This is a genomic window from Stutzerimonas sp. R40042, from assembly GCF_026642215.1.
GTDB lineage: Bacteria > Pseudomonadota > Gammaproteobacteria > Pseudomonadales > Pseudomonadaceae > Stutzerimonas > Stutzerimonas frequens.
This window is the reverse complement of record NZ_CP113258.1, coordinates 3,458,201-3,479,668: the sequence shown is the minus strand read 5'-3', so window position 1 is coordinate 3,479,668 and position 21,468 is coordinate 3,458,201. Positions and strand designations below refer to the sequence as shown.

Annotated in this window: 19 protein-coding genes; 6 read left to right on the top strand and 13 right to left on the bottom strand. The window is 65.9% G+C overall.

Annotation, left to right across the window (positions count from 1 at the left end; translation table 11 throughout):
- Window positions 1-129 precede the first annotated feature (129 nt).
- From OUY36_RS16495 to OUY36_RS16480, 4 genes are all read right to left on the bottom strand, one after another.
- Entirely contained in the window at window positions 130-1,104 is a 975-nt protein-coding gene (locus OUY36_RS16495) for a 2-oxoglutarate and iron-dependent oxygenase domain-containing protein (RefSeq protein ID WP_267935146.1), read from the bottom strand.
- 139 nt (window positions 1,105-1,243) lie between these two features.
- Window positions 1,244-2,335 (bottom strand): BMP family ABC transporter substrate-binding protein, encoded by a 1,092-nt coding sequence (locus OUY36_RS16490; RefSeq protein WP_267935144.1) that lies wholly within the window; start codon window positions 2,333-2,335, stop codon window positions 1,244-1,246.
- 203 nt (window positions 2,336-2,538) lie between these two features.
- Entirely contained in the window at window positions 2,539-3,894 is a 1,356-nt protein-coding gene (locus tag OUY36_RS16485) for an 8-oxoguanine deaminase (protein WP_267935143.1), read from the bottom strand.
- Between the two features lie 211 nt (window positions 3,895-4,105).
- Window positions 4,106-4,786, bottom strand: a complete 681-nt coding sequence (locus OUY36_RS16480) for an SDR family oxidoreductase (protein WP_267935142.1) — start codon at window positions 4,784-4,786, stop codon at window positions 4,106-4,108.
- A 200-nt stretch (window positions 4,787-4,986) separates the two neighbouring features.
- On the opposite strand from OUY36_RS16480, the gene OUY36_RS16475 reads away from it, so the two are divergent.
- Window positions 4,987-7,704, top strand: coding sequence for an HAD-IC family P-type ATPase (locus tag OUY36_RS16475; protein WP_267935141.1), 2,718 nt, complete (start codon window positions 4,987-4,989; stop codon window positions 7,702-7,704).
- A 22-nt stretch (window positions 7,705-7,726) separates the two neighbouring features.
- On the opposite strand, the gene mltF is transcribed toward OUY36_RS16475, so the two are convergent.
- Entirely contained in the window at window positions 7,727-9,187 is a 1,461-nt protein-coding gene (gene mltF / locus OUY36_RS16470) for a membrane-bound lytic murein transglycosylase MltF (protein ID WP_253748252.1), read from the bottom strand.
- 147 nt (window positions 9,188-9,334) lie between these two features.
- Between mltF and OUY36_RS16465 the strand changes: the two genes are divergently transcribed.
- Both OUY36_RS16465 and OUY36_RS16460 read left to right on the top strand, forming a co-directional pair.
- Window positions 9,335-9,610 (top strand): GIY-YIG nuclease family protein, encoded by a 276-nt coding sequence (locus OUY36_RS16465; protein WP_063542391.1) that lies wholly within the window; start codon window positions 9,335-9,337, stop codon window positions 9,608-9,610.
- Window positions 9,611-9,697: 87 nt separating this feature from the next.
- A complete protein-coding gene (locus OUY36_RS16460; protein WP_152481614.1) occupies window positions 9,698-10,636 on the top strand; it encodes a glutathione S-transferase family protein in 939 nt (312 codons plus the stop codon).
- Between the two features lie 3 nt (window positions 10,637-10,639).
- Here the strand turns inward: OUY36_RS16460 and OUY36_RS16455 are convergent, their stop codons facing one another.
- Genes OUY36_RS16455 through yejK form a run of 3 tightly spaced genes read right to left on the bottom strand, consistent with a single transcriptional unit; the run spans window position 10,640 to window position 13,309 of the window.
- The gene (locus tag OUY36_RS16455) at window positions 10,640-11,479 is read right to left on the bottom strand and encodes a DUF4344 domain-containing metallopeptidase (protein ID WP_267935138.1); all 840 of its coding nucleotides are present in this window, start codon (window positions 11,477-11,479) and stop codon (window positions 10,640-10,642) included.
- Window positions 11,476-12,294 carry a polyphosphate kinase 2 family protein gene (locus OUY36_RS16450; RefSeq protein WP_267935137.1) on the bottom strand — a complete coding sequence of 273 codons (819 nt, stop codon included), beginning with the start codon at window positions 12,292-12,294 and terminating at the stop codon, window positions 11,476-11,478. The genes OUY36_RS16455 and OUY36_RS16450 overlap by 4 nt, the downstream gene beginning before the upstream one ends.
- A 7-nt stretch (window positions 12,295-12,301) precedes the next feature.
- Window positions 12,302-13,309: a nucleoid-associated protein YejK gene (gene yejK / locus OUY36_RS16445; protein ID WP_063542399.1), complete on the bottom strand. Its 1,008-nt coding sequence runs from the start codon at window positions 13,307-13,309 to the stop codon at window positions 12,302-12,304.
- A gap of 124 nt (window positions 13,310-13,433) precedes the next feature.
- Between yejK and OUY36_RS16440 the strand changes: the two genes are divergently transcribed.
- The 3 genes from OUY36_RS16440 (at window position 13,434) to OUY36_RS16430 (ending at window position 15,272) form a co-directional block, all read left to right on the top strand.
- Window positions 13,434-14,645: an MFS transporter gene (locus OUY36_RS16440; RefSeq protein WP_125869111.1), complete on the top strand. Its 1,212-nt coding sequence runs from the start codon at window positions 13,434-13,436 to the stop codon at window positions 14,643-14,645.
- Window positions 14,645-14,767, top strand: a complete 123-nt coding sequence (locus OUY36_RS16435; RefSeq protein ID WP_256359738.1) for a hypothetical protein — start codon at window positions 14,645-14,647, stop codon at window positions 14,765-14,767. Before OUY36_RS16440 ends, OUY36_RS16435 begins: the two co-directional genes overlap by 1 nt.
- Before the next feature lie 313 nt (window positions 14,768-15,080).
- On the top strand, window positions 15,081-15,272 hold the full coding sequence (locus OUY36_RS16430; protein WP_063542403.1) for a hypothetical protein: 192 nt from the start codon (window positions 15,081-15,083) through the stop codon (window positions 15,270-15,272).
- A gap of 28 nt (window positions 15,273-15,300) precedes the next feature.
- Here the strand turns inward: OUY36_RS16430 and rlmF are convergent, their stop codons facing one another.
- The 5 genes from rlmF to nhaD form a co-directional block, all read right to left on the bottom strand.
- Window positions 15,301-16,284: a 23S rRNA (adenine(1618)-N(6))-methyltransferase RlmF gene (rlmF, locus tag OUY36_RS16425; protein WP_125869112.1), complete on the bottom strand. Its 984-nt coding sequence runs from the start codon at window positions 16,282-16,284 to the stop codon at window positions 15,301-15,303.
- A 57-nt stretch (window positions 16,285-16,341) separates the two neighbouring features.
- The gene (locus tag OUY36_RS16420) at window positions 16,342-17,511 is read right to left on the bottom strand and encodes a YbfB/YjiJ family MFS transporter (protein ID WP_125460428.1); all 1,170 of its coding nucleotides are present in this window, start codon (window positions 17,509-17,511) and stop codon (window positions 16,342-16,344) included.
- A gap of 98 nt (window positions 17,512-17,609) precedes the next feature.
- Window positions 17,610-19,436 (bottom strand): SLC13 family permease, encoded by a 1,827-nt coding sequence (locus OUY36_RS16415; protein WP_267935136.1) that lies wholly within the window; start codon window positions 19,434-19,436, stop codon window positions 17,610-17,612.
- Between the two features lie 5 nt (window positions 19,437-19,441).
- On the bottom strand, window positions 19,442-19,738 hold the full coding sequence (locus OUY36_RS16410) for a winged helix-turn-helix domain-containing protein (RefSeq protein ID WP_156244697.1): 297 nt from the start codon (window positions 19,736-19,738) through the stop codon (window positions 19,442-19,444).
- A gap of 57 nt (window positions 19,739-19,795) precedes the next feature.
- Complete coding sequence (gene nhaD / locus OUY36_RS16405) at window positions 19,796-21,178, bottom strand: sodium:proton antiporter NhaD (RefSeq protein ID WP_110776187.1); 1,383 nt, start codon at window positions 21,176-21,178, stop codon at window positions 19,796-19,798.
- Window positions 21,179-21,468 lie beyond the last annotated feature (290 nt).

Here is a 21,468-nt window from a genome sequence, read left to right as displayed (position 1 = left end):
CAAACTATCGCTATCTGACTTTTCGGTCAACTAATTCCTGACTCAAAAGTCAATGCGGCAGACGCGCGCAGATCGGGCGAGGCATATCGATGCGCTCGCCCATGTTTGCATACTGCAATTAAAGCCCGTTCAGACGGGTTCGGCCTCGCCCTGCCGTCGGTAGGCGTAGGTCTCGGCGAAGCGCGAGAGCATGTACCGGCTGCAGGTGGTGCTCGGGTATTTCGGCGGGTTGGTTTCGTCGTAGCAACCGGGCAGGCAGGCGATTTCGGTGTCCGGATGCGGCTCGGCGAAGAACGGCATGGAGTAGCGGTCCACGCCCAGCGGGCTGATCACGCGATGGGGCGTCGACTTGTAACGGTCGTTGCTCCAGCGCGCCATCATGTCGCCGATGTTGACCACGTAGGTGCCCTCGATGGGCGGTGCGTCGATCCACTCGCCCTTCACGTTCTGCACCTGCAGGCCGCCGGCCTGATCCTGATAGAGCAGGGTGACGCAGCCGTAATCGGTGTGCGCGCCGGCACCTTGCTGATCGGCACTGGTGGCCGTCTGCCGGGGCGGGTAGTGGATCATGCGAAACACGCTGATGGGCTCGACGAAGCGCTTGTCGAAGAAGTCTCGCTCGATGCCCAGGGCGAGTGCGATGGCACGCAGAAGCGTGCAGGCAAGGTCCTGCATGTCGCGGTAGTGCCCTTCCATCAGCTCGGTCCAGCCTTCGATCTGCAGCGGATGACGGTTGGGCCCGCGCAGTGGTTTGCCGGCCAGTACCTCCGGATGATCGGCAGGCATATGGAAACCCATGTCGAAGGTTTCCTTGAGGTCGCACGGCTGGCTCGGGTCCAGCTGCTCGGTGGCGACGGCACCGTAGCCGCGGTGGTGGCGGCTCTTGGTGATATCGATCTTCAGCTTTTCGTCGGCGGGCAGGGCAAAGAAACGCTGGGCATGGTCGGTGAGGGTGGCGATGCGCTCGGCGCTGATCGGATGACCCTTGATATAGAAGAAGCCCCACTCGCGACAGGCGCGGTCGATCGCCTCGGCGACGGCCAGATGGCCGGCCTCGTCGGCGTTATAGAGCGGGGCAATATCGATGATGGGCAGTGAGTTCATGGCTGACTCCGGGTACGGCGCCGCCGGTCTTCTCGTACCGGCGGCCTTCGAGGGCAATGCCCCCTGCGTGCGGTTCGCCCGGAGGCGGGACGGCACGCGAGATTCCGCAGTGCGCCGGTCGGGCCGGCGCAGGTGACGCTTACTTCGGCATTTCAGCCTTGACGCCCTGGACGTAGTAATTCATCGAGGCGAGGTCCTTGATGCTGGCGGTCTCGCCCTCGGCGATGCGCACTTCGCCAGCCTGATCCTTGATCGGGCCGGTGAACGGATGGAATTCACCGCTCTTGATGCGGGCGATGATCTGCTCGGCCTCGGCCTTCACGTCAGCAGGCACCAGATCGCTGATCGGCAGGCTGATGCTGTCCTGGGCCAGACCACCCCAGAAGTCGTCGGATTTCCAGTTGCCGGCCATCACCGCTTCGGCGGACTTGGTGTAGTGCGGGCCCCAGTCGTTGACGATGGAGGTCAGCACGGCCTTCGGCCCGAAGTGCTGCATGTCCGAGGCGTAACCGACGGAGTAGACACCACGGCGCTCGGCGGCCTGGATGGGGGCCGGGCTGTCGGTGTGCTGGAAGATCACGTCCACGCCCTGGTCGATCAGGGCGTTGGCGGCATCGGCTTCCTTGCCCGGATCGAACCAGGTGTTGACCCACACTACCTTGATCTCGGTGCCGGGATTGTATTTGTCCAGCGCCAGCTGGATGGCGTTGATGTCGCGGATCACTTCCGGAATCGGGAAGGACGCGATGTAGCCGACCTTCTTGGTCTTGGTCATCTTCGCCGCGAGGAAGCCGCCGACGTAGCGGCCTTCATAGGAACGGGTCAGGTAGGTACCGACGTTCTTCGCCTGCTTGTAACCGGTGGCGTGCTCGAAGGTGACCTTGGGGAACTGCTTGGCGACCTTCAGCGTGGGGTTCATGTAGCCGAAGGAGGTGGTGAAGATCAGGTCATAGTCGCTCTTGGCCATGTTGCGGATGACCCGCTCGGCATCGGCGCCTTCCGGCACGTTCTCGACGAAGCTGGTCTTCACCTTGTCGCCCAGCTTCTCTTCCATGTACTTGCGACCCTGCTCATGCTGGTAGGTCCAGCCGTGGTCGCCGATCGGGCCGATATAGACGAAGCCGACCTTCAGCGGATCGGCAGCCGACGCCGCGGCGGTCGTCAGTGCGGCGCTGAAGCCGATCGCTGCGGCAAGGGCGCGCAGCAGGGTTTTCCGTGAGTTGTTCTGCATGGCGGGTGACGCTCCTGTTTGTCTAGCTACAGAGCCTGTGTTGGCTGATAGCTGGTTAGCAAAAAGCTGACCAACTGGACAGATACCTTCGCTGTGCCGGATTGCGGCCATTTCGACTCGACGCCAAGGCCCGATCAAGGCTTGCGCTGGTGCGCCAGTAATCCACGGCGCCCAGCTTTGGTGCAAGCCTCGATCGTGGTTGTTTAGCCGTTTACCAGTTGCCGGGCTGCCTGCTGGTGATCGGCGATCAGTCCCTGCACGTCGAGGCCTTCGACCTGACCGTCGACGACGCGCCATTTGCCGCCGACCATCACCCGGTCGGCACGGTCGGCGGCGCAAAGCAGCAGGGCGGCGACCGGATCGTGGCTGCCGGAGAAGCGCAGTTCGTCGAGCTTGAACAGGGCCAGATCGGCCTGCTTGCCGACCGCCAGTTCGCCGATGTCGCTGCGCCCGAGCAGGCGCGCGGAGCCGCGGGTCGCCCAGCCGAGCACCTTCTCTGGCGTGATCTTCTCGGCGCCGTAGCGCAGCCGCCCGATGAACAGCGCCTGACGCGCTTCGAGCATCATGTTGGAGGCGTCGTTGGAGGCCGAACCGTCCACGCCCAGGCCGATGATGGCGCCCTTGTCCTCGAGCTCGAGCGTGTGGCAGATGCCGGAGGCCAGACGCATGTTGGAACTCGGGCAATGGCAGATGCCCACACCGGCTGCACCCAGGCGGTGAATTTCCACCTGGTTGAAATGGATGCCATGGGCCAGCCAGGTGCGTGGGCCGAGCCAGCCGACGCTCTGCAGATAGTCGACGGTGCGCATGCCGAAGCGTTTCGCGCAGAACTCCTGTTCGTCCAGGGTCTCGGCCAGGTGGGTATGCAGACGCACGTCCCGCGCTTCGGCCAGCTCTGCGCAGGTCCGCATGATGTCGGTGGTGACCGAGAACGGCGAGCAGGGCGCCAGGGCGATCTGGATCTGCGCGCCGTCGCCGCGCTCGTGGTAGCGGTCGATCAGCCGCTCGCTGTCGGCGAGGATGGCCTCGGCGTCCTGCACCACGCTCTTGCATGGCAGGCCGCCGTTCTCCTTGGACAGGTTCATCGAACCGCGAGTGAGCATGGCGCGCATGCCCAGCTCGCGGACGGCCCCGACCTGGATGTCGATGGCGTCCTCGAGCCCGTCCGGAAACAGGTAGTGGTGATCCGCCGCCGTGGTGCAGCCGGACAACAGCAGCTCGGCCAGCGCCACCTTGCTCGCCAGCTGCAGCGCCTGCGGCGTCAGCCGTGCCCAGACCGGGTAGAGGGTAAGCAGCCAGTTGAACAGCGGCTCGTTGACCACCGGCCCCCAGGCGCGGGTCAGGGTCTGGTAGAAGTGGTGATGGGTGTTGACCAGGCCCGGCAGCACCACGTGTTCGCGGGCATCGAAGGTCTCGTTCACCGGCAGCGCGGGCGAGGCCCCGGCGGCGAGCATTTCGACGATGACGCCGTTCTCGATCACCAGCCCGCCAGGGGCTTCCTGGTCGTTGGCGGTGAACAGGGCGAGGGGATTCTTGATCCAGATACGCTCAGCAGGCATGGCCGGCTTTCTCCTGAAGGGTTGAGTTCAGAGTAGCCAGCTCAGTTATGCCCTGTCTGCTGATCCAGGGGCGGAGGGTTGCCTCTTCCGCGGGGCGGAACGATAAGGGATGCCGCGGGGGGCTGCCAAGGGCTGGTTAGTGCGCCGGTCTCGACCGCGAATGGAACTGCAGCGGGAGAGTCCGTTCACGGTCGATCACGGTCTTGCCTCCTCACCAGGGCAGCGCGTCTCCCAGATAGTCGATGTATCGATGCCCGCCCTGACCGATGGCCCGCGTCACCTGCTCGGCCATGCCGCAAGCGCTGGTCTCGACATCCAGCGGTGCCTGGTCGCCGCCCATATCGGTCTTGACCCAGCCGGGATGCATCGACAGCACCGTCAGCTTCGTCTCGCCGAGCGCTGCGACGAAGGTCCGCGTCAGGTGATTGAGCGCCGCCTTGCTCGCGCCATAGAGGTCCATGCCCATGCCCGGGCCAACCTCGACGCTGCCAAGGATTGAGCTCATGAAAACGATCACGCCCTGATCGGGGTTCACCCGCGGCAGCAGCCGCTCGGCCAGGCGCACCGGCGCCACAGCATTAGTGAAGAACAGCTGGCCGACTTCCGCCTGGCTGGCCTGGGTGGCCGGTTTGTCCTGCGGCCCGGCGATGCCGGCGTTGACGAACAGCACGTCGAGCGGGGTGTCGGCCAGGCGCGCGGCCAGTTGGTCGACGCTGGCTGCATCATCCATGTCCAGGGTTTCGATGCGCAGCTGTGGTATTCCACTGAGCGCGTCGGCGCGCTGCGGATCACGCACGGTGGCGATCACCTGCCAGCCTGCGCTGGAAAACTGCTTCGCCAGGCCGAGGCCCAGGCCGCGGGAGGCGCCGACAATCAGTATGTTCTTTGGCATGGAACAATCTCGAAGTTCATGAAGAGGGCAAGAATAGCGCGAGGATCGGCTCGGCGCGCAGCGGGCCGGCATGCGGCAATCGACCACTGCCCGAGTGTTGCAAGCCGTTTCGTTGCGATGGCCAGAGCCGCTCTGTTTCGGCTCTCATGGGCTAGCTTTGCAGTGCGCCCGGCAATGAATCAGCCACCCTGGAGGACCCAATGCCCGAACAGCAGACCCAATCGACCCGCTGGCACGCTCGTCCGGCCGAGGAGGCCCTGCTGGAACTGGACTCCACCAGCGCCGGCCTGACGCACGAGCAAGCACGGGAACGACTGCTCCGCTACGGGCCGAACCGGCTCGACGAGGCCAAGCCGGCGAGCATCCTGCAGCGCCTGCTGCGCCACCTGAACAACCTGTTGCTCTACGTGCTGATGGCCGCGGCGCTGGTCACCGGGCTGATGGGACATTGGGTCGATACCTCGGTGATCCTGGCGGTGGTGGTGGTGAACGTGGTGATCGGTTTCGTCCAGGAAGGCAAGGCGGAAAAGGCGCTGCAGGCGATCCGCCATCTGCTGGCGCCGCATGCGGTAGTGCTGCGCGACGGCCGGCAGCAGGATATCGATGCCGCCGATCTGGTGCCCGGCGACGTGGTGCTGCTGGCCTCCGGCGACAGCCTGCCGGCCGATGTGCGACTGCTGCAGGCGCGTAACCTGCGCGTTGACGAAGCGGCTTTGACCGGGGAGTCGGTGCCGGTGGACAAGCAGGTCGATGCCGTCATCGATGACGCGGCGATCGGCGATCGGCTCTGCATGGGCTACGCCGGCACGCTGGTCACCCAGGGGCAGGCGCGGGCGGTGGTGGTTGCCACTGGCGCGGCCACCGAAATCGGCCGTATCGGCCGCATGCTCGAATCGGTGGAGCAGGGCACCACGCCGCTGCTGCGCAAGATGGCCGAGGTTGCCCGGGCGTTGACGGCGGTCATTCTCGCGGCTGGTGTGCTCTTGTTCCTGTTTGGCACACTGGTGCGCGGCATGGGCGCTGGCGAGATGTTCATGGCCGCGGTCGGCCTGTCGGTCGCGGCAATCCCCGAGGGACTGCCGGCGATCATGACCATCACCTTGGCCATCGGCGTGCAGCGCATGGCCGCGCGCAACGCGGTGATCCGTCGGCTGCCGGCGGTGGAGGCGCTGGGTTCGGTGACGGTTATCTGCTCGGACAAGACCGGCACCCTGACGCGCAACGAGATGACCGTGCAGGAGGTGATCTGTGCGGGCCAGTCACTGGAGGTCGAGGGCGCCGGATATGCGCCGACTGGCAGCTTGCTGCTGCAGGGATCGGCGGTCGATGCGGCAGCATTGACCACCCACTCGCCGGCCGCGGCCGCGCTGGTCGAGGCCGCCGCGCTGTGCAATGACGCCAGCCTGCATGAGAAGGATCAGCACTGGGTGCTGGCCGGCGATCCTACCGAGGGCGCACTGCTGACCCTGGCGATGAAGGCCGGGCTTTCACCTACCGCACGACAGGTCGACCGGCCGCGGCTGGACGTGATTCCCTTCGAATCCGAGCACCGTTTCATGGCCACCCTGCACGCCTGCGACGGCGGCAGCGAGGTATTGGTCAAGGGCGCGCCGGAACGCATCCTGGCCATGTGCTCCCAGCAGCTGCAGGCCGATGGCGTCGAGCAGGGGCTGGACGAGGCGCACTGGCATACGCAGATCGAGGCGCAGGCGCGCGCCGGACGCCGGGTACTGGCCTTCGCCCGCTGCCGGCTGGAGGCGGGCAAGGAGGACCTCGAGCATGCCGATGTCGCCAGCGGGCTGACCCTGCTCGGCCTGGTGGGCATCATCGATCCGCCCCGTGACGAAGCGATCCGTGCGGTGGCGCAGTGCCGCGCGGCCGGCATTCGCGTGGTGATGATCACCGGTGACCACGGCGTGACCGCCAGCGCCATCGCCCGACAGCTGGGCATGGGTGAGGACATCAAGGCGATCACCGGGCCGGAGCTGGAGCCCATGGACGATGCGGCCATGCGCCAGGCCGTCGCCGAGGCCCGGGTGTTCGCCCGTGCCAGCCCGGAGCACAAGCTGCGGCTGGTGCGTGCGCTGCAGGCCAATGGCGAGGTGGTCGCCATGACCGGCGATGGCGTCAACGATGCGCCGGCCCTGAAGCAGGCCGACGTCGGCGTGGCCATGGGCATGAAGGGCACCGAGGCGGCCAAGCAGGCCGGTGCCATCGTGCTGGCGGACGACAACTTCGCCTCCATCGCCCATGCGGTGGAAGAGGGCCGTACCGTCTACGACAACCTGCGCAAGACCGTGACCTTTCTGCTGCCGATCAACGGCGGCGAGTCGCTGTCGCTGCTGCTGGCGGTGCTGCTCGGCCTGGCGCTGCCGATCACGCCGGTGCAGGTGCTCTGGGTCAACATGGTCAGTTCCGTGGCGCTGGCTATGGTGCTGGCCTTCGAGCCGACCGAGGCGGATGTGATGCGGCGTCCACCGCGGCGGCCGGACGAGCCGATGCTGTCGCGCTTCGTGATCTGGCGGATCTTCTTCGTTTCCGCGCTGTTCCTCGCTGGAATCTTCGGCATGTTTCAGTGGATGCTGGCGCAGGGCGCGACGGTGGAAACCGCGCGCACCGTAGCGGTGAACACACTGGTGTGCATGGAGGTGTTCTACCTGTTCAGCGTCCGCTACCTGAAAGCACCGTCGTTCACCGTACAGGGCGTGAAGGGCACGCCGCGGGTACTGTTGGCGGTGTTCGGGGTGTTCGCGTTGCAGCTGCTGTTCACCTACGCGCCGTTCATGCAGTCGCTGTTCGCCTCCGAGGCCCTGCCGTTGGCAACCGGTGCGCTGGTGGTGCTGGCCGGGGTGGCGGTGCTGGTGATTCTGGAGGTCGAGAAGGCGCTGCTGCGGCGCATGGGTGTCGGCACGTCCTGAGGCGGAGCGGGCGGCATGCCGGTCAGAGCGGCGGCAGCTCTTCCATCAGGTCGGTGGAGTTGATGCCGGGGATGTGCAGTTCGCTGTGGGCCAGTTGCTGGCCCTCCATCTGCGGCTGGGTCACCCAGGTGAGGATGTCGTAGTAGCGGCGGATGTTGGCCACGAAATGCACCGGTTCGCCGCCGCGGGCATAGCCGTAACGGGTCTTGCTGTACCACTGCTTCTGCGCCAGGCGCGGCAGCATCTGTTTTACGTCCAGCCACTTGTTGGGGTCCAGCCCTTCGGCTTCGGCGAGCTTGCGCGCATCCTCCAGATGGCCGCCGCCGACGTTGTAGGCAGCCAGGGCGAACCAGGTGCGATCCGGTTCCAGGATGCTCTCCGGCAGTCCGGCATGGACCTTGACCAGATACTTGCCTCCGCCCTGGATGCTCTGCACCGGGTCGAGGCGATTGGTCACGCCCATGGCGTTGGCGGTGCGCAGGGTCAGCATCATCAGCCCGCGCACGCCGGTCTTGGAGGTGGCCTCCGGCTGCCAGTGGGATTCCTGATAGCCGATGGCGGCCAGCAGGCGCCAGTCGATGCCATGCTTCTTGGCCGTCTCGCGAAAGGCTTTCTCGTAACGCGGCAGGCGTTGCTGCAGATGCTTGGCGAAGGCATAGGCGCCGACGTAGCCGAGCACGTCGACGTGGCCGTAGTAGCGCTCGCGCAGGCGCTGCAACGTGCCGTTCTCCTGGGCCTGTTCAAGGAAGGAGTTGGCTGCCTGGAGCAGGCTGTCGTCCTCGCCCTTGGGTACGATCCAGGCCAGGCTATTCTGCTCGCCGACGTCGAAACCGGCACGGATGTTGGTGAAGTACACCTGGTTCATGGACATCTCGTTGGACTCCACCAGGGTCAGGTCGATCTGCCCCTCGTCGACCATGCGCAGCAGGTCGACCACTTCCACCGCATCGGACTGCTCGTAGCGCAGGTCCGGATACTCGGCCTGCAACGCGGCCAGCTTCTCGGCCTGGCTGCTGCCCTTGAGCACCATGATGCGCTTGCCGATCAGATCCTTCGGGCTGGTCGGTCGGCGCTGGCCGCTGCGGTAGACGACCTGGGTGGTGACGTCGAGATACGAGCGGGTGAAGCGCGCCAGCTCCTGCCGACCTTCGCTGGCCACCAGGCCGGCGGCGGCGAGTGCCGGGCCACCGGGGCGATTGAGGCGGTTGAAGATTTCTTCGATGCTGTCGGCGGTTTCGATCTGCAGCTTGACGCCGAGGGTATTGGCGAAGCGCTTGACCAGTTCGTATTCGAAGCCGGCTTCGCCGTTGCGATCCTGGAAATAGGTGGAAGGGCTGTTGCGGGTGATCACGCGCAGTACGCCTTCCTCCTGAATGCGCTCGAGCTCGCTGGGCTTTTCGGCGCAGCTGCCGAGCATCAGGAAGATTCCGATCGCCAACAGCCAGGTGGCGCAGCGCTTGCGGAACAGGGAATGGGCAAACATCGGCGCAGTATACGCAAAGGCGAACCGCCACCATATCTGGACAGCGAACGGCCTCTCTGCTAGACGCAGCCCGGATGGACGACCGCGGCGCGGCAGTTCGGCATAATGCCGGCCCTGTTGTCCCCGCTGTCGAGATCGTTGCCAAACATGACCGAGGTCCAGCCAAAGCCCTGGTTCGTCTACCTGGTGCGTGCCGCCAACGGTGCGCTGTACTGCGGCATCAGCGACGATGCCCAGCGGCGTTTCGCCGAGCACCAGCGCGGGCGCGGCGCGCGCTTTTTCCATTCCAGCCCGGCGCAGGCGCTGGTCTATGTCGAGGCCTGCGCCAGCAAGGGCGATGCGCTGCGCCGGGAAATCGCCATCAAGCGTCTGGACAAGCGTGCCAAGGAGCGTCTGGTCAGCACGGCCGGCACCGTCGTGTGAATGACGCGCTAATCAGCCGGTAGGCTCGCCCGAGCGGAGCGTCTAAGCTGATGCTCCTCGATCCAATCCACTCTGGCGGAACCTGTCATGCACGAGCTGATCCTGCACCACTATCCCACCTCACCGTTCGCCGAGAAGGCGCGCCTGATGCTCGGATTCAAGCAGTTGTCCTGGCGTTCGGTGATGATCCCGCCGGTCATGCCCAAGCCTGATCTCACCGCGCTGACCGGTGGTTACCGGCGCACCCCAGTGCTGCAGGTCGGCGCCGACATCTATTGCGACACCGCCCTGATCGCGCGTCGACTCGAGGCCGAAAAGGCCACCCCGGCGCTGTTCCCCGAAGGCCAGGAATTCACCGCAGCTACACTTGCCCAGTGGGCCGACTCGGTGCTGTTCCTGAATGCCGTAAGCCTGGTCTTCCAGCCTGAATCCATGGCCGTGCGCTTCGCCCAGGTGCCCAAGGAGTTCGTCCAGGTGTTCAGCCAAGATCGCGCGCAGTTGTTCGCCAACGGCTCGGTGAACCGGGTGCCGCTGGAGCAGGCCAAGAGTAACTGGCCGGTGTTCATGTCGCGCCTGCAACAGCAGCTGGCGCGCGAGGAGGGCGAGTTCCTGCTCGGCGCTGCGCCTTCGCTGGCGGATTTCGCGGTCGCGCACTGCCTCTGGTTCCTGCGCGCGACGCCGGTCACCGCACCGCTGGTGGACAGCTATCCGGATATCCATGCGTGGCTGGGCAAGGTGCTGGGCGTCGGCCATGGCTCGAGCAGCGAGATGTCCGGCGAGGATGCTGTGCGCGTCGCGCGCGAGGCCGAGCCGGCGGCGCTGCCCGAGGAAGCATTCGTCGATCCGAACGGTTTCCAGGAAGGCCAGCCGGTGACGATCGCCGCGGTGGACTACGGCGCCGACCCGGTCGAGGGTGAGCTGGTGTTCGCTGGTGCTGAGGAGCTGATCCTGCGCCGCAGCGACGATCGCGCCGGCGTCGTGCATGTGCACTTCCCGCGCAGCGGCTATCGTATCGAGGCGCGCTGAGACCTACTGCACCGCCGGGGCCGCCTGGTGCACGCTGGGCAGCTCGGCGGCCAGATCGCGGAAATAGGCGATGCGCTCGTAGCACAGCGTGAGTTCGCCGCTGATGCGGTTGAACCAGGCGTCCGGGGCGCCGCAGGTGGACATGCGCAGGGTCAGATCGCGCGGCAACGCGAAGGCTTCGCTGGCCTTGGCCGCCACCGCTTCGAGTTCGCCGCTGGCACGGATCTTCGCCAGCAGCTCGGCACCACCGGAGAGGTGCGCAGGTGGCGTGTCGTAGACCACCTTGATTCGGTGTCGCAGCGGTTGCGTGGTGCTGCGCCCGAAGTGCTCACGAAACCACTGCACGGCATGGGCGACCTGCTCGTACTCGTCGGGGCAGTACAGTGCGCGCTCCATCGGTAGCCCGCTGACTTCCAGCACCCAGTCCAGTCGGTCCGGATCGCTGCCATAGGCCAGGCAGGCAATGTTGTAGAAACGCTGGGCGTCCAGCGCATGACTGTCCCACACCGGCACCTGCGTGCCGCTGCGTTCGGCGCCTTGCCACTCCAGCCGCCAGTAATCGGCGACATCCATCAGCTTGGCGTAGAAGTCGTCGCGGTGCTGTTCGCGTTGCAGCAGGAACAGGCCCATGAAACCGAGCTGGTCGGCAGCATCCTCCTCGCGACCGAGCACGGGCAGTTGCAGTTCGCTGATCAGCAGGTGCCCCATTTCGTGCATCAGGGTGAACTCGGCGTTGGCCACGGTGAAACGCACCGCGTCCACCGACGGCTCGGGCGTCGCGCCGCCGTCCTGCGCCCGCGCCAGCAACGGCAGTAGCCATAGCAGCCAGGCGAAACGGCTCATGGGGTGCCGTCCAGGTCGGCATGGCTGAACGGCGCCGGGCCGCTCGGCCAGCTCAACGCCAGGCGTTCGAAGTCGCGGGCCAGCAGGCTGGCGACGATGAGGTCGCGCAGCCAGCGATGGTCAGCAGGAATCACATACCAGGGTGCTGCGTCGCGGTGGGTCCGCCTCAGCACATCGGCCCATTGCGCCTGATGCTCGGCGAAGTGGCGGTGGTCGCGCAGATCGCCGAGGGTCAGTTTCCAGCGTTTTTCCGGATGATCCAGGCGGCGATGCAGGCGCCGCTTCTGCTCGGCGAGCGAAAGCTGCAGATAGCACTTGAGCGGGTGAATCCGTCGCGTGGCCATCTGCTGTTCGAACTCGGCGATCGCCGCGTAGCGTTGTGGCAGCTCCGCCGCCGCGCACAAGCCGTCACGTACATCGCTGACCAGCGCCTCGTAGTAGCTGCGGTTGAACACGCCGAGCGTGCCCGGGGCCGGCAGGCGCTCGCGGTAGCGCTGGAGAAACGCCTGGCGGCGCTCGTCCGGGCTCGGCGCCTGGAAGCCGATGGCCGACATGCCGAGCGGGTCGAGGCCGGCAAGAACGCGGCGCACCACGCCGTTCTTGCCTGAGCAGTCGGGCCCCTGCAGCACCAGCAGCGGAACGTCACGTCGGTTGGCCATGAGCATGCTCTGCTGCTCGCGCAGCCAGTCCTTCAGGCCTGCCAGCTGCGCCTGTGCCTGCTGTTTGTCGAGACCATAGTCCCGTGCCGGATCGCGCCCCAGCGGCGCGCCGGGGTCGCACAGGCAGTCGTCGAGCAGGCTGTCCGGCAGGCGCATGGCAGATTCAGTCCTTGCGGCGCTTGAGCTGGTCCTTGAGCTGGGTGGGCAGCTGGCGAATGATCAGCATGTCGCGGTCCTCGTCGTATTCGATCTTCGAGCCCAGAAGGTGCGATTCGAAGCTGATCGACAACCCCTCGGCGCGGCCGGTGAAACGGCGGAACTGGTTGAGGGTGCGCTTGTCCGGCGGAATCTCTGGCGACAGGCCGTAATCCTTGTTACGGATGTGCTCGTAGAAGGCCCGCGGGCGGTCCTCGTCGATCACCCCGGAGAGTTCCTCGAGGGTGATCGGCTCGCCCAGCTTGGCCTGGGTGCTGGCGTAGTCCACCAGTGCCGAGGTCTTTTCGCGCGCCTGCTCCTCCGGCAGGTCCTCGCTCTCCACATAATCGCTGAAGGCCTTGAGCAGGGTGCGCGTCTCGCCCGGGGCGTCGACGCCTTCCTGGCAGCCGATGAAGTCGCGGAAGTACTCCGATACTTTCTTGCCGTTCTTGCCCTTGATAAAGGAAATGTACTGCTTCGACTGCTTGTTGTTCTGCCACTCGGAAATGTTGATGCGCGCCGCCAGATGCAACTGGCCCAGGTCCAGATGCTTGGCCGGCGCCACATCCAGCGATTCGGTCACTGTCACGCCTTCGCTGTGATGTAGCAGGGCGATGGCCAGGTAGTCGGTCATGCCCTGCTGGTAGTGCGCGAACAGCACGTGGCCGCCAGTGGACAGGTTGGATTCCTCCATCAGCTTCTGCAGGTGCTCGACGGCCTGGCGGCTGAACGCTGTGAAGTCCTGATTGCCTTCCATGTATTGCGCCAGCCAGCCACTGAATGGATAGGCGCCGGATTCGCCGTGGAAGAAGCCCCAGGCCTTGCCCTGCTTGGCGTTGTAGCTTTCGTTGAGGTCCGCCAGCAGGTTTTCCATGGCCTGCGATTCGCCCAGCTCCGAATCGCGGGCGTGGAGGACGGCTGGGGTTCCGTCCGGCTTTTTCTCGATCAGATGAACAATGCAGTGGCGAATCGGCATGAGGCACTCATAGAGGTGGGTAGAACAGCTGCAGTTTAACCGAGCGGGACAGTTCGACGAGCAGTTGCTAAGGCTCAGGGTATCCTGAGTAAACTGCTCGCCTTTTCTCCAAGGAATGACGCTCATGACTGCTGCATGGCGCAACTCGGCCTGGATCCTCGCCGGTGGTTCGCTGATTCTCGCCATCTCGCTGGGGGTACGCCACGGCTTCGGCCTGTTCCTGCCTCCGATGAGTGCCGAGTTCGGCTGGGGGCGCGAAGTGTTCGCCTTCGCCATCGCCGTGCAGAACCTGATCTGGGGCCTGGTGCAGCCGGTCACCGGCGCGTTGGCCGATCGTTTCGGCGTCGCGCGTGCCGTGCTCATCGGCGGCATTCTCTATGCGGTGGGCTTGGCGCTGATGGCGCTGTCCGATTCGCCGATGACGCTGACCCTCAGCGCCGGGCTGCTGATCGGACTGGGGCTGTCGGGTACCTCGTTTTCGGTGATTCTCGGCGCAGTCGGCCGGGCGGTGCCACCGGAAAAGCGCAGTATGGCGATGGGCATCGCCAGTGCCGCAGGCTCATTCGGCCAGTTCATCATGCTGCCGGGCAGTCTGGGACTGATCGAGTGGCTGGGCTGGTCTTCGGCGCTGCTGGCGCTGGGCTTGCTGGTCGCCCTGATCGTGCCGCTCGCCGGCATGATGCGCAGTCCCGCGCAGGCACCGGTAGCGGCCGGTACGCAGCAGTCGCTGGGCGAGGCGCTGCGCGAGGCGGCTGGCCATTCCGGATTCCGCATGCTGGCGCTGGGCTTCTTCGTCTGCGGCTTTCAGGTGGTATTCATCGGTCTGCACCTGCCGGCCTATCTGGTCGACCAGCACCTGCCGGCGCAGGTCGGCACCACCGTGCTCGCGCTGGTCGGGTTGTTCAACGTGGTCGGCACCTATACCGCCGGCTGGCTGGGCAGCTGTTATTCCAAGCCGAAGCTGCTCGCCGGGCTGTACCTGGTCCGCGGGGTGGTAATCAGTGCTTTCCTGCTGATGCCGCTGAGCATCTGGAGCGCCTATGCGTTCGGCATTGCCATGGGCCTGCTGTGGCTGTCCACGGTGCCGCTCACCAACGGCACGGTGGCGACCATGTTCGGTGTGCGCAACCTGTCCATGCTCGGTGGCATCGCCTTCCTGTTCCATCAGTTGGGCTCGTTCTTCGGCGGCTGGTTGGGCGGCTGGCTGTACGACCGTACTGGCAGCTATGACCTGGTCTGGCAGATCGCGATCGCCCTCAGCCTGATCGCCGCGCTGCTGAACTGGCCGATTCGCGAGCAGCCGGTGGATAGGTTGCGTACGGCGCAGGCCGGCTGATGCGTCGGCTTTGGCTCGGCGCGGCCGGTGTCCTGCTATTGGGCGCGCTGGCTCTACTCGCCTGGTGGGGCTGGCAGCGTGGCGGTCTGGCGCTGCTGCAGCTGGGCCTGGGCACCTGCTGAGAACACGCCGTTCTGGCGGTTCCAACCTTTCCTGTGCTTCCTAACCTTCCTGCCTGCAGGCACGGCGGCCGCAACGGCCGCCAAACGGTACGGTGGGTAGGGAATCAATCGGCCAATCACTGCTCAAAGACGAAGCGGCGTAGAAGAAGTTAAGAACAAATCGCCGGTTCTTAGCAGCAAGCTATCGGCATTTGTGCGTGCACGCCCATGAACACGCGGCAGTCCGGGTCCCTGATTCCAGGCGCGGCTGTCGCATAACCGTCATCAACAGTTGGTAAATACCTGCCGCACGCAGTCAATGGAGCAATAACCGATGTCCACTCTCACCGAACTCGCCCAGCAAATCGCCAAGCTCTATCCGCTGCAGGACAAGCGCGTCGGCAAGCGATACCGCGTGGTAGGCGAGCTGGCCGGGATGACCGAACTGGAAGAGATCAACGGCGAGCCGCGCTACATCCGTACGCTGGCGCTCAAGGACCGTCAGGTCTGGGATCTCGCCGTCTGATGCATCGGCAGTCGAGCGCCGCCGCGGTTCAGGTCTGCGGCCAGCGCTCGGCGCGCCAGGCAGCCTGTTCGGCTGCATCGAGAAAGGTCCAGGCGACGAAGCGGCTTTTCTTCTGCCCCTGGGCCATATCCAAAGCCTGAACCTGCCGCGCACCCAGGCGTTGCAGGCGTGCCATCAGCGGTGCCACGTTGCCGCCCTTCGATACCAGCGTGCTGAACCAGTAGACCTGCCTGGCGAACGCCACGCTCTCGTCCGCCATGCGCGCGACGAATGCCGCCTCGCCACCCTCGCACCAGAGCTCTGCCGCCTGGCCGCCGAAGTTCAGCTTCGGCAGCTTGCGGCTCGGGTCCAGTTTGCCGAGATTGCGCCACTTGCGCTGGCTGCCGCTGGCCGCCTCGCCCTGCGAGGCGTGGAACGGCGGATTGCACAGGGTCAGCTCGAAGCGATCCTCCGCCGCCAGGATGCCTTTGAAGACCTGCTTCGGCGTGTCCTGTCGGCGCAACTCGATAGCCTTGTCGAGCCCGTTGGCGGCCACGATGGTGCGCGCCGAGGCCAGCGCCGTGGCGTCGATGTCGCTGCCAGTGAAGCGCCAGCCATATTCGCGATGGCCGATCAGCGGGTAGATGCAGTTGGCGCCGGTGCCGATATCGAGCACCCGGACCGCGGCGCCACGCGGGATGACGCCGCCGTTATCGGCGGCCAGCAGGTCGGCCAGACCGTGCAGGTAATCGGCCCGTCCCGGCACCGGCGGGCAGAGGTAGCCGGCGGGAATGTCCCAGTGCTGGATGCCGTAGAACTGCCGCAGCAGCGCGCGATTGAATACCCGCACCGCATCCGGATTGGCGAAGTCGATGCTCTGCTTGCCGTAGGGATTGAGAATGACGTACTCGCCCAGCTCCGGGCAGGCGGCGATCAGCTTGGGAAAGTCGTAGCGGCCGCTGTGGCGGTTGCGTGGATGCAGCACCGCCTTCGGCTCGGCAGGGCGCGGCTGGGACGAGGTTTTGCGTGGCATCGGATCGACTGAAGGTTGGCGGCTGGGCGCGCATTGTCCCACAACCGCCTCGGCTGGCTAGTGCCGGCGCGGCACCATCAGCATCCACAGTAGCCCCCAGAGCAGCGCGCCGGCGCCAAGCCAGAAGGCGCTGTGCAGGCTGCCGCCCATGCCCATCCAGATGCTGGTCAGCCAGGGCGCGGCGAGCTGGGTCAGGCCGTACAGCGCGATCAGTGCCGCCGACAGGCGCGGGCCCTGATGCGGCTGCAGCGCGCGGGCCAGGCGCTGGGTCAGCAGTACGGTGCCGAGGAAGGTACCGCCGACCAGCACCGCACACAGCAGGATGCCGACGGCCCCCGGCAACAGCAGAGCGGCCAGCACGCCGAGCAGCTGGGTCAGATAGCTCAGGCGCAGGGCGATGTCGTCGCCCAGGCGCACACCCAGACGGTTCCACAGCCAGGGCGAGGGCAGGGTTGCCAGCGCCACCACCAGCCAGCTGCCGCCGATGAGAAAGTCGCCGGGCTCCACCTGCAGGCGCGCCACCATGGGCAGAAAGGTCATCGGTAGGATGTAGCCCATCCCGGCGCCGGCGTAGGAAAGAAACAGCGGCGTGCTGGCGCGGTCGAGCAGCTTGCCACTCGGCGCCGTCGCGGACGGGGCGGGTGCCTGCTCGGTTGGCAGGTCCAGCCGCGACAGCTGGCGCCAGCCCCACCAGGCCAGCGGTATCGACAGCAGCGCCGCCGGCCACCAGCGATCGGCGCCCAGCAGGTAGCCGTCGCTCAGGCTGACCAGCAGGCTGGACAGGATCAGGCCGACGCAGACCCCGAGGTAGACCAGCCCGCTGGCCGACACGCGTTGCTGGCGCGCCAGCCACTCGAGGATCAGCGAGGGCGCCTGGACGAACACCAGGCCATTGCTGATGCCGTTGGCCAGGCGCAACGCGGCGAGGGCATCGGCGGATTCGGCCTGGGTCTGCAGCAGGCTGCTGAGCACGTGCAACGCCAGTGCCCAGGGCAGGCTGCGGCGGATCTGCGCGACGCGGTGCCAGCGCACCGCGAGCAGCGCGCCGATCAGGTAACCGAGGTAGTTCCAGCTGGCGATGCTGGCGCCTTCCTGCACGCTCAGCAGGCCGTCTTCCACCAGCCAGGGCAGCAGCGGGGTGTATACGAAGCGGCCGAGGCCGTGGACGACCAGCAAGAGAATGGCACCGGCCAGCAGGACCGGAAACAGTGCGACGCGTTGAGGCATGGAGTTGTTCTTTTTCGAATGAGGCCCCGAGCTTAACGGCTGTGCCACTTGCCCGCCATGCCACATTGAGCGTCACGGTGCCCAGCGCGATGCCGCCCTCAGAGCGGAAACACCAGTGGTACCAGCAGCACCGCGACGATCATCACCAGCACGGTGAAGGGCACGCCGATGCGCACGAAGTCGCCGAAACGGTACTGCCCCGGGCCGAGCACCAGGGTGTTCACCGGAGAGGAGATCGGCGTCATGAACGCGGCCGAGGCGGCGAGCGCGACGATCATGGCGAACGGATAGGGCGAGGCACCCAGCTGTTCGGCGGTGGCCAGCGCCACCGGTGCCATCAGCACGGCGGTGGCGGTGTTGGAGATGAACAGGCCGATCAGTGCGGTGAGCAGGAACAGGCAGGCGAGCAGCGCGTGCGGGCCGGCATCGCCGAGCAGACCGACCAGCCCCGAGGTGGCCAGGGCGATGCCACCGGTCTTCTGCAGCGCGAGGGCGAAGGGCAGCATGCCAACGATCAGCACCAGGCTCTGCCAGTGGATCGCCTTGTAGGCGCTGTCCATGTCGATGCAGCGGAACAGGCCCATGACCAGACAGCCGATCAGCGCCGCCAGCACGTTGGGCACCAGGCCGCTGACCATCAGTGCAACCATCAGCGCCAGGCCGAGCAGGGCGAATGGCGCCTGGTTGGCCGCGGGCGCCACGTCGTCCACCTCCGCCGGCAGGCTCAGCACCAGGAAGTCGCGGCTCAGGCCCTGCAGGCGGTGGATGTGCTTCCAGCTGCCGGCAACCAGCAGGGTGTCGGCCGGCTTGAGCTTCTCGTCCACCAGCAGCCCCTGCAACGCCTCGCGGTTGCGCCTGAGACCGACGACGTTGAGCTTGTGCCGGCTGCGAAAACCCAGCTGCTGGATGGTCTTGCCCGGCAGGCGCGAATCCGGTGGCAGCGCCACTTCCGCCAGGCCCAGCTCGCGGGCGTGGTCGGCATAGTAGGAGGTGCTCAGCTGCAGCGGCTCCAGACCGAGTTCGCGGTAGGCACCAAGCAGGCCGATGGCCGGGCTGGCCAGGTCCACCAGCAAGACGTCGCCGACGAACAGTTCGGTGTTGCCGGTGGCCATCAGCAGCAGGTTGCGCAAACGTTCGTGGCGCTCCACCGCGATCACGTTGATGCCGTACTCGCTGCGCAGCCGCAGGGCGTCCAGTGCCTGATTGGCCAGGATCGAGCCGGGCAGCACACGCAGGCGTCGCTCGCGCTCGTCGAGCCGGTAATCTCGCGCGAGATCGGCCAGGGTGTGTCGCGGTTCTAGGGCCGGGCCGTGCTTGTCGGAGCCGAGCCAGCGACGCGCCAGCAGCATGTAGCCAATCCCGAGCAGCAGGATCGCCAGGCCGATGGGCGTGAAATCGAAGAAGGCGAAACCGTCGAGGCCGGCGCGGCGCAGTTCGCTGTTGATCACCAGGTTCGGCGGCGTCGCCACCAGGGTCAGCATGCCGCTGATGAGGCCGGCAAAGGCCAGCGGCATCAGCAGGCGCCGCGGCGAGACCTTCATGCGGTTGGCGATACCCAGCACCACGGGAATGAAGATGGCCACCACACCGGTGGAACTCATCACCGAGCCGAGCCCGGCGACCGCCATCATCAGCAGCACCAGCAGGCGCGTTTCGCTGCTGCCCGCGGCGCGCATCAGCCAGTCGCCCAGGCGGTAGGCAATGCCAGTGCGTACCAGGCCGTCGCCGATGACGAACAGTGCGGCGATCAGCACCACGCTCGGATCGCTGAAGCCGGCCAATGCTTCCTGCACGCTGAGCACGCCGGTCAGGGGCAGGGCGACCATGGCTAGCAGCGCGACCACGTCCATACGCGGCCTGTTCAGCACGAACAGGCCGACGCAACCGGCCAGCAGGGCGAGGACCAGCAGCAGGTCGCCACTCATGGCAATCAGGGGTAATCGAGAATGGATTTGATGCGCGGCAGGTGGCGCTCGATCCAGCCCCTGTCGATGGCGCCCCAGTCGCGGATCACATAGTGCCCGGCGTTATGCCGTTCGCCGTCGTCCTGGACGAAGCCGCAGTCGATATCCAGGTCGGCCAGGGCGGCCAGGGTGTCCTGGGCGGTGCGGCGCGGCATACCGGTGGCTTCCATCAGCGCCGGGACGCTGCAGGCGGTGCCGCTGTCGATCAGCCAGGCGACGTAGAGTCGGCGGTAGAAGCTGGTTTTGGTCTTGCTGACGGTCATGGAAGGTCCCTGGCCAGTTCGTCTGTGGGGACAGCGACCTGGCCGGGCTCGCTACGTTCAGCGCAGGGCGAGCATGCCGATGTAGGTCGCGGCGCCCGCAGTGTAACCGAGGAAGGCCAGCAGGCTGACGCGCTTGATGTACCAGGTGAAGCTGATCTTCTCCATGCCCATCGCGGCGACACCCGCGGCCGAGCCGATGATCAGCGTGCTGCCGCCGGTGCCGGCGCAGTAGGCCAGCATTTCCCAGAAGTTGCCGTCGACGACGAACTGCGACATCCAGCCGAGTTCTTCTGCAGCGGTAGCCGCCAACATCTTCTCGCTTACCAGCGGGTACATCTTCATCGCACCGGCCACCAGCGGCACGTTATCGACCACGGCCGAGAGCAGGCCGATGGCGTAGTTGATTGCATAGATATGGCCCAGCGATTCACGCAGCGCAGTGGCGACCTGGGTCAGGTGGCCGGCGGTGGCGAGGCTGGAAACCGCCAGCAGGATGCCGAGGAAGAACAGCACGCTGGGCGTGTCGACCTTGCGCAGCACGCCGACCACCGAGAGCGGGTGCTTGTCCTCGGCGTTCTTGTTGCGGTGGATGAATTCGGTGGTCACCCAGAGCACGCCGAGACCGAAGAGAATGCCCATGTACGGCGGCAGGTGGGTCACGGTCTTGAATACCGGCACGAACAGCAGGGCGGCGAGACCGAGGCCCAGCACCAGGTTGCGCTCGAACACCGTAGTGGTCGGCGGATGCTTCTCGGCCAGGTGGGCACGCGGCCGCGGCCGTGGCGCTTCGCCGCGCAGGGTGAAGCTGAGGATGCTCAGCGGCACCAGCAGGCAGACCAGGCTCGGCAGGAACAGTCCGCTGATCACGCCCGAGGCGGTGATCTGGCTGCCGATCCAGAGCATGGTGGTGGTCACGTCGCCGATCGGTGACCAGGCACCGCCAGCGTTGGCCGCGATCACCACCACGCCGACGAACAGCCAGCGCTCAGGGCGGCCGCGGATCAGCTTGCGCAGCAGCGAGACCATGACAATGGTGGTGGTCAGGTTGTCCAGCGCCGCGGAGAGGAAGAAGGTGAGGAAACCGACGATCCACAGCAGGTGTACGCGCTTGCGGGTCTGGATGCGGTCGGTGATGGCCTTGAAGCCTTCGTGGGAGTCGATCAGCTCGACGATGGTCATCGCCCCGAGGAGGAAGAAGAGGATCTCCGAGACTTCGCCCAGGTGGTGACGCAGCGCCTCCACCACCACCGCCGACGAGTCGGCCGGGTCATGGCTGCCATGCTGCAGCAGCGGCAGGATGTGGTCGGCGCCCAGTACCAGAATGGTCCAGGTGAGCACGGCGGTGAGGATCGCCGCGGCGGCCTTGTCTATTTTCAGTGGATGTTCAAAGGCTATGCATAGATAGCCTATGACGAACACGACAGCCATGAGTGCATACATCGGAGGGACTCCATCTTAAGGAACCTTGCCGGGCATGCGGACGTGGCGACGCAGCCTCGGCGGCTGGCAGGGGCACGATTGGCTGTCACTGGTGAAACAAGTCGGGAACCGCGAAGGTGAGGCAGTCGCCTGCCACGGGAAAACGGTCGCGCGTCAGCGGAATGCATCAGGCATCACGCCTCGCTGCTGAGGGCTCATTTCATGTTGTCGAGCTGATCGTCTGGGCTTTAACGGCCTGCCAGTTTGTAAAGGGGTGTTTCGTGTGCGACATAGTGTAACAGCCTTGCCAG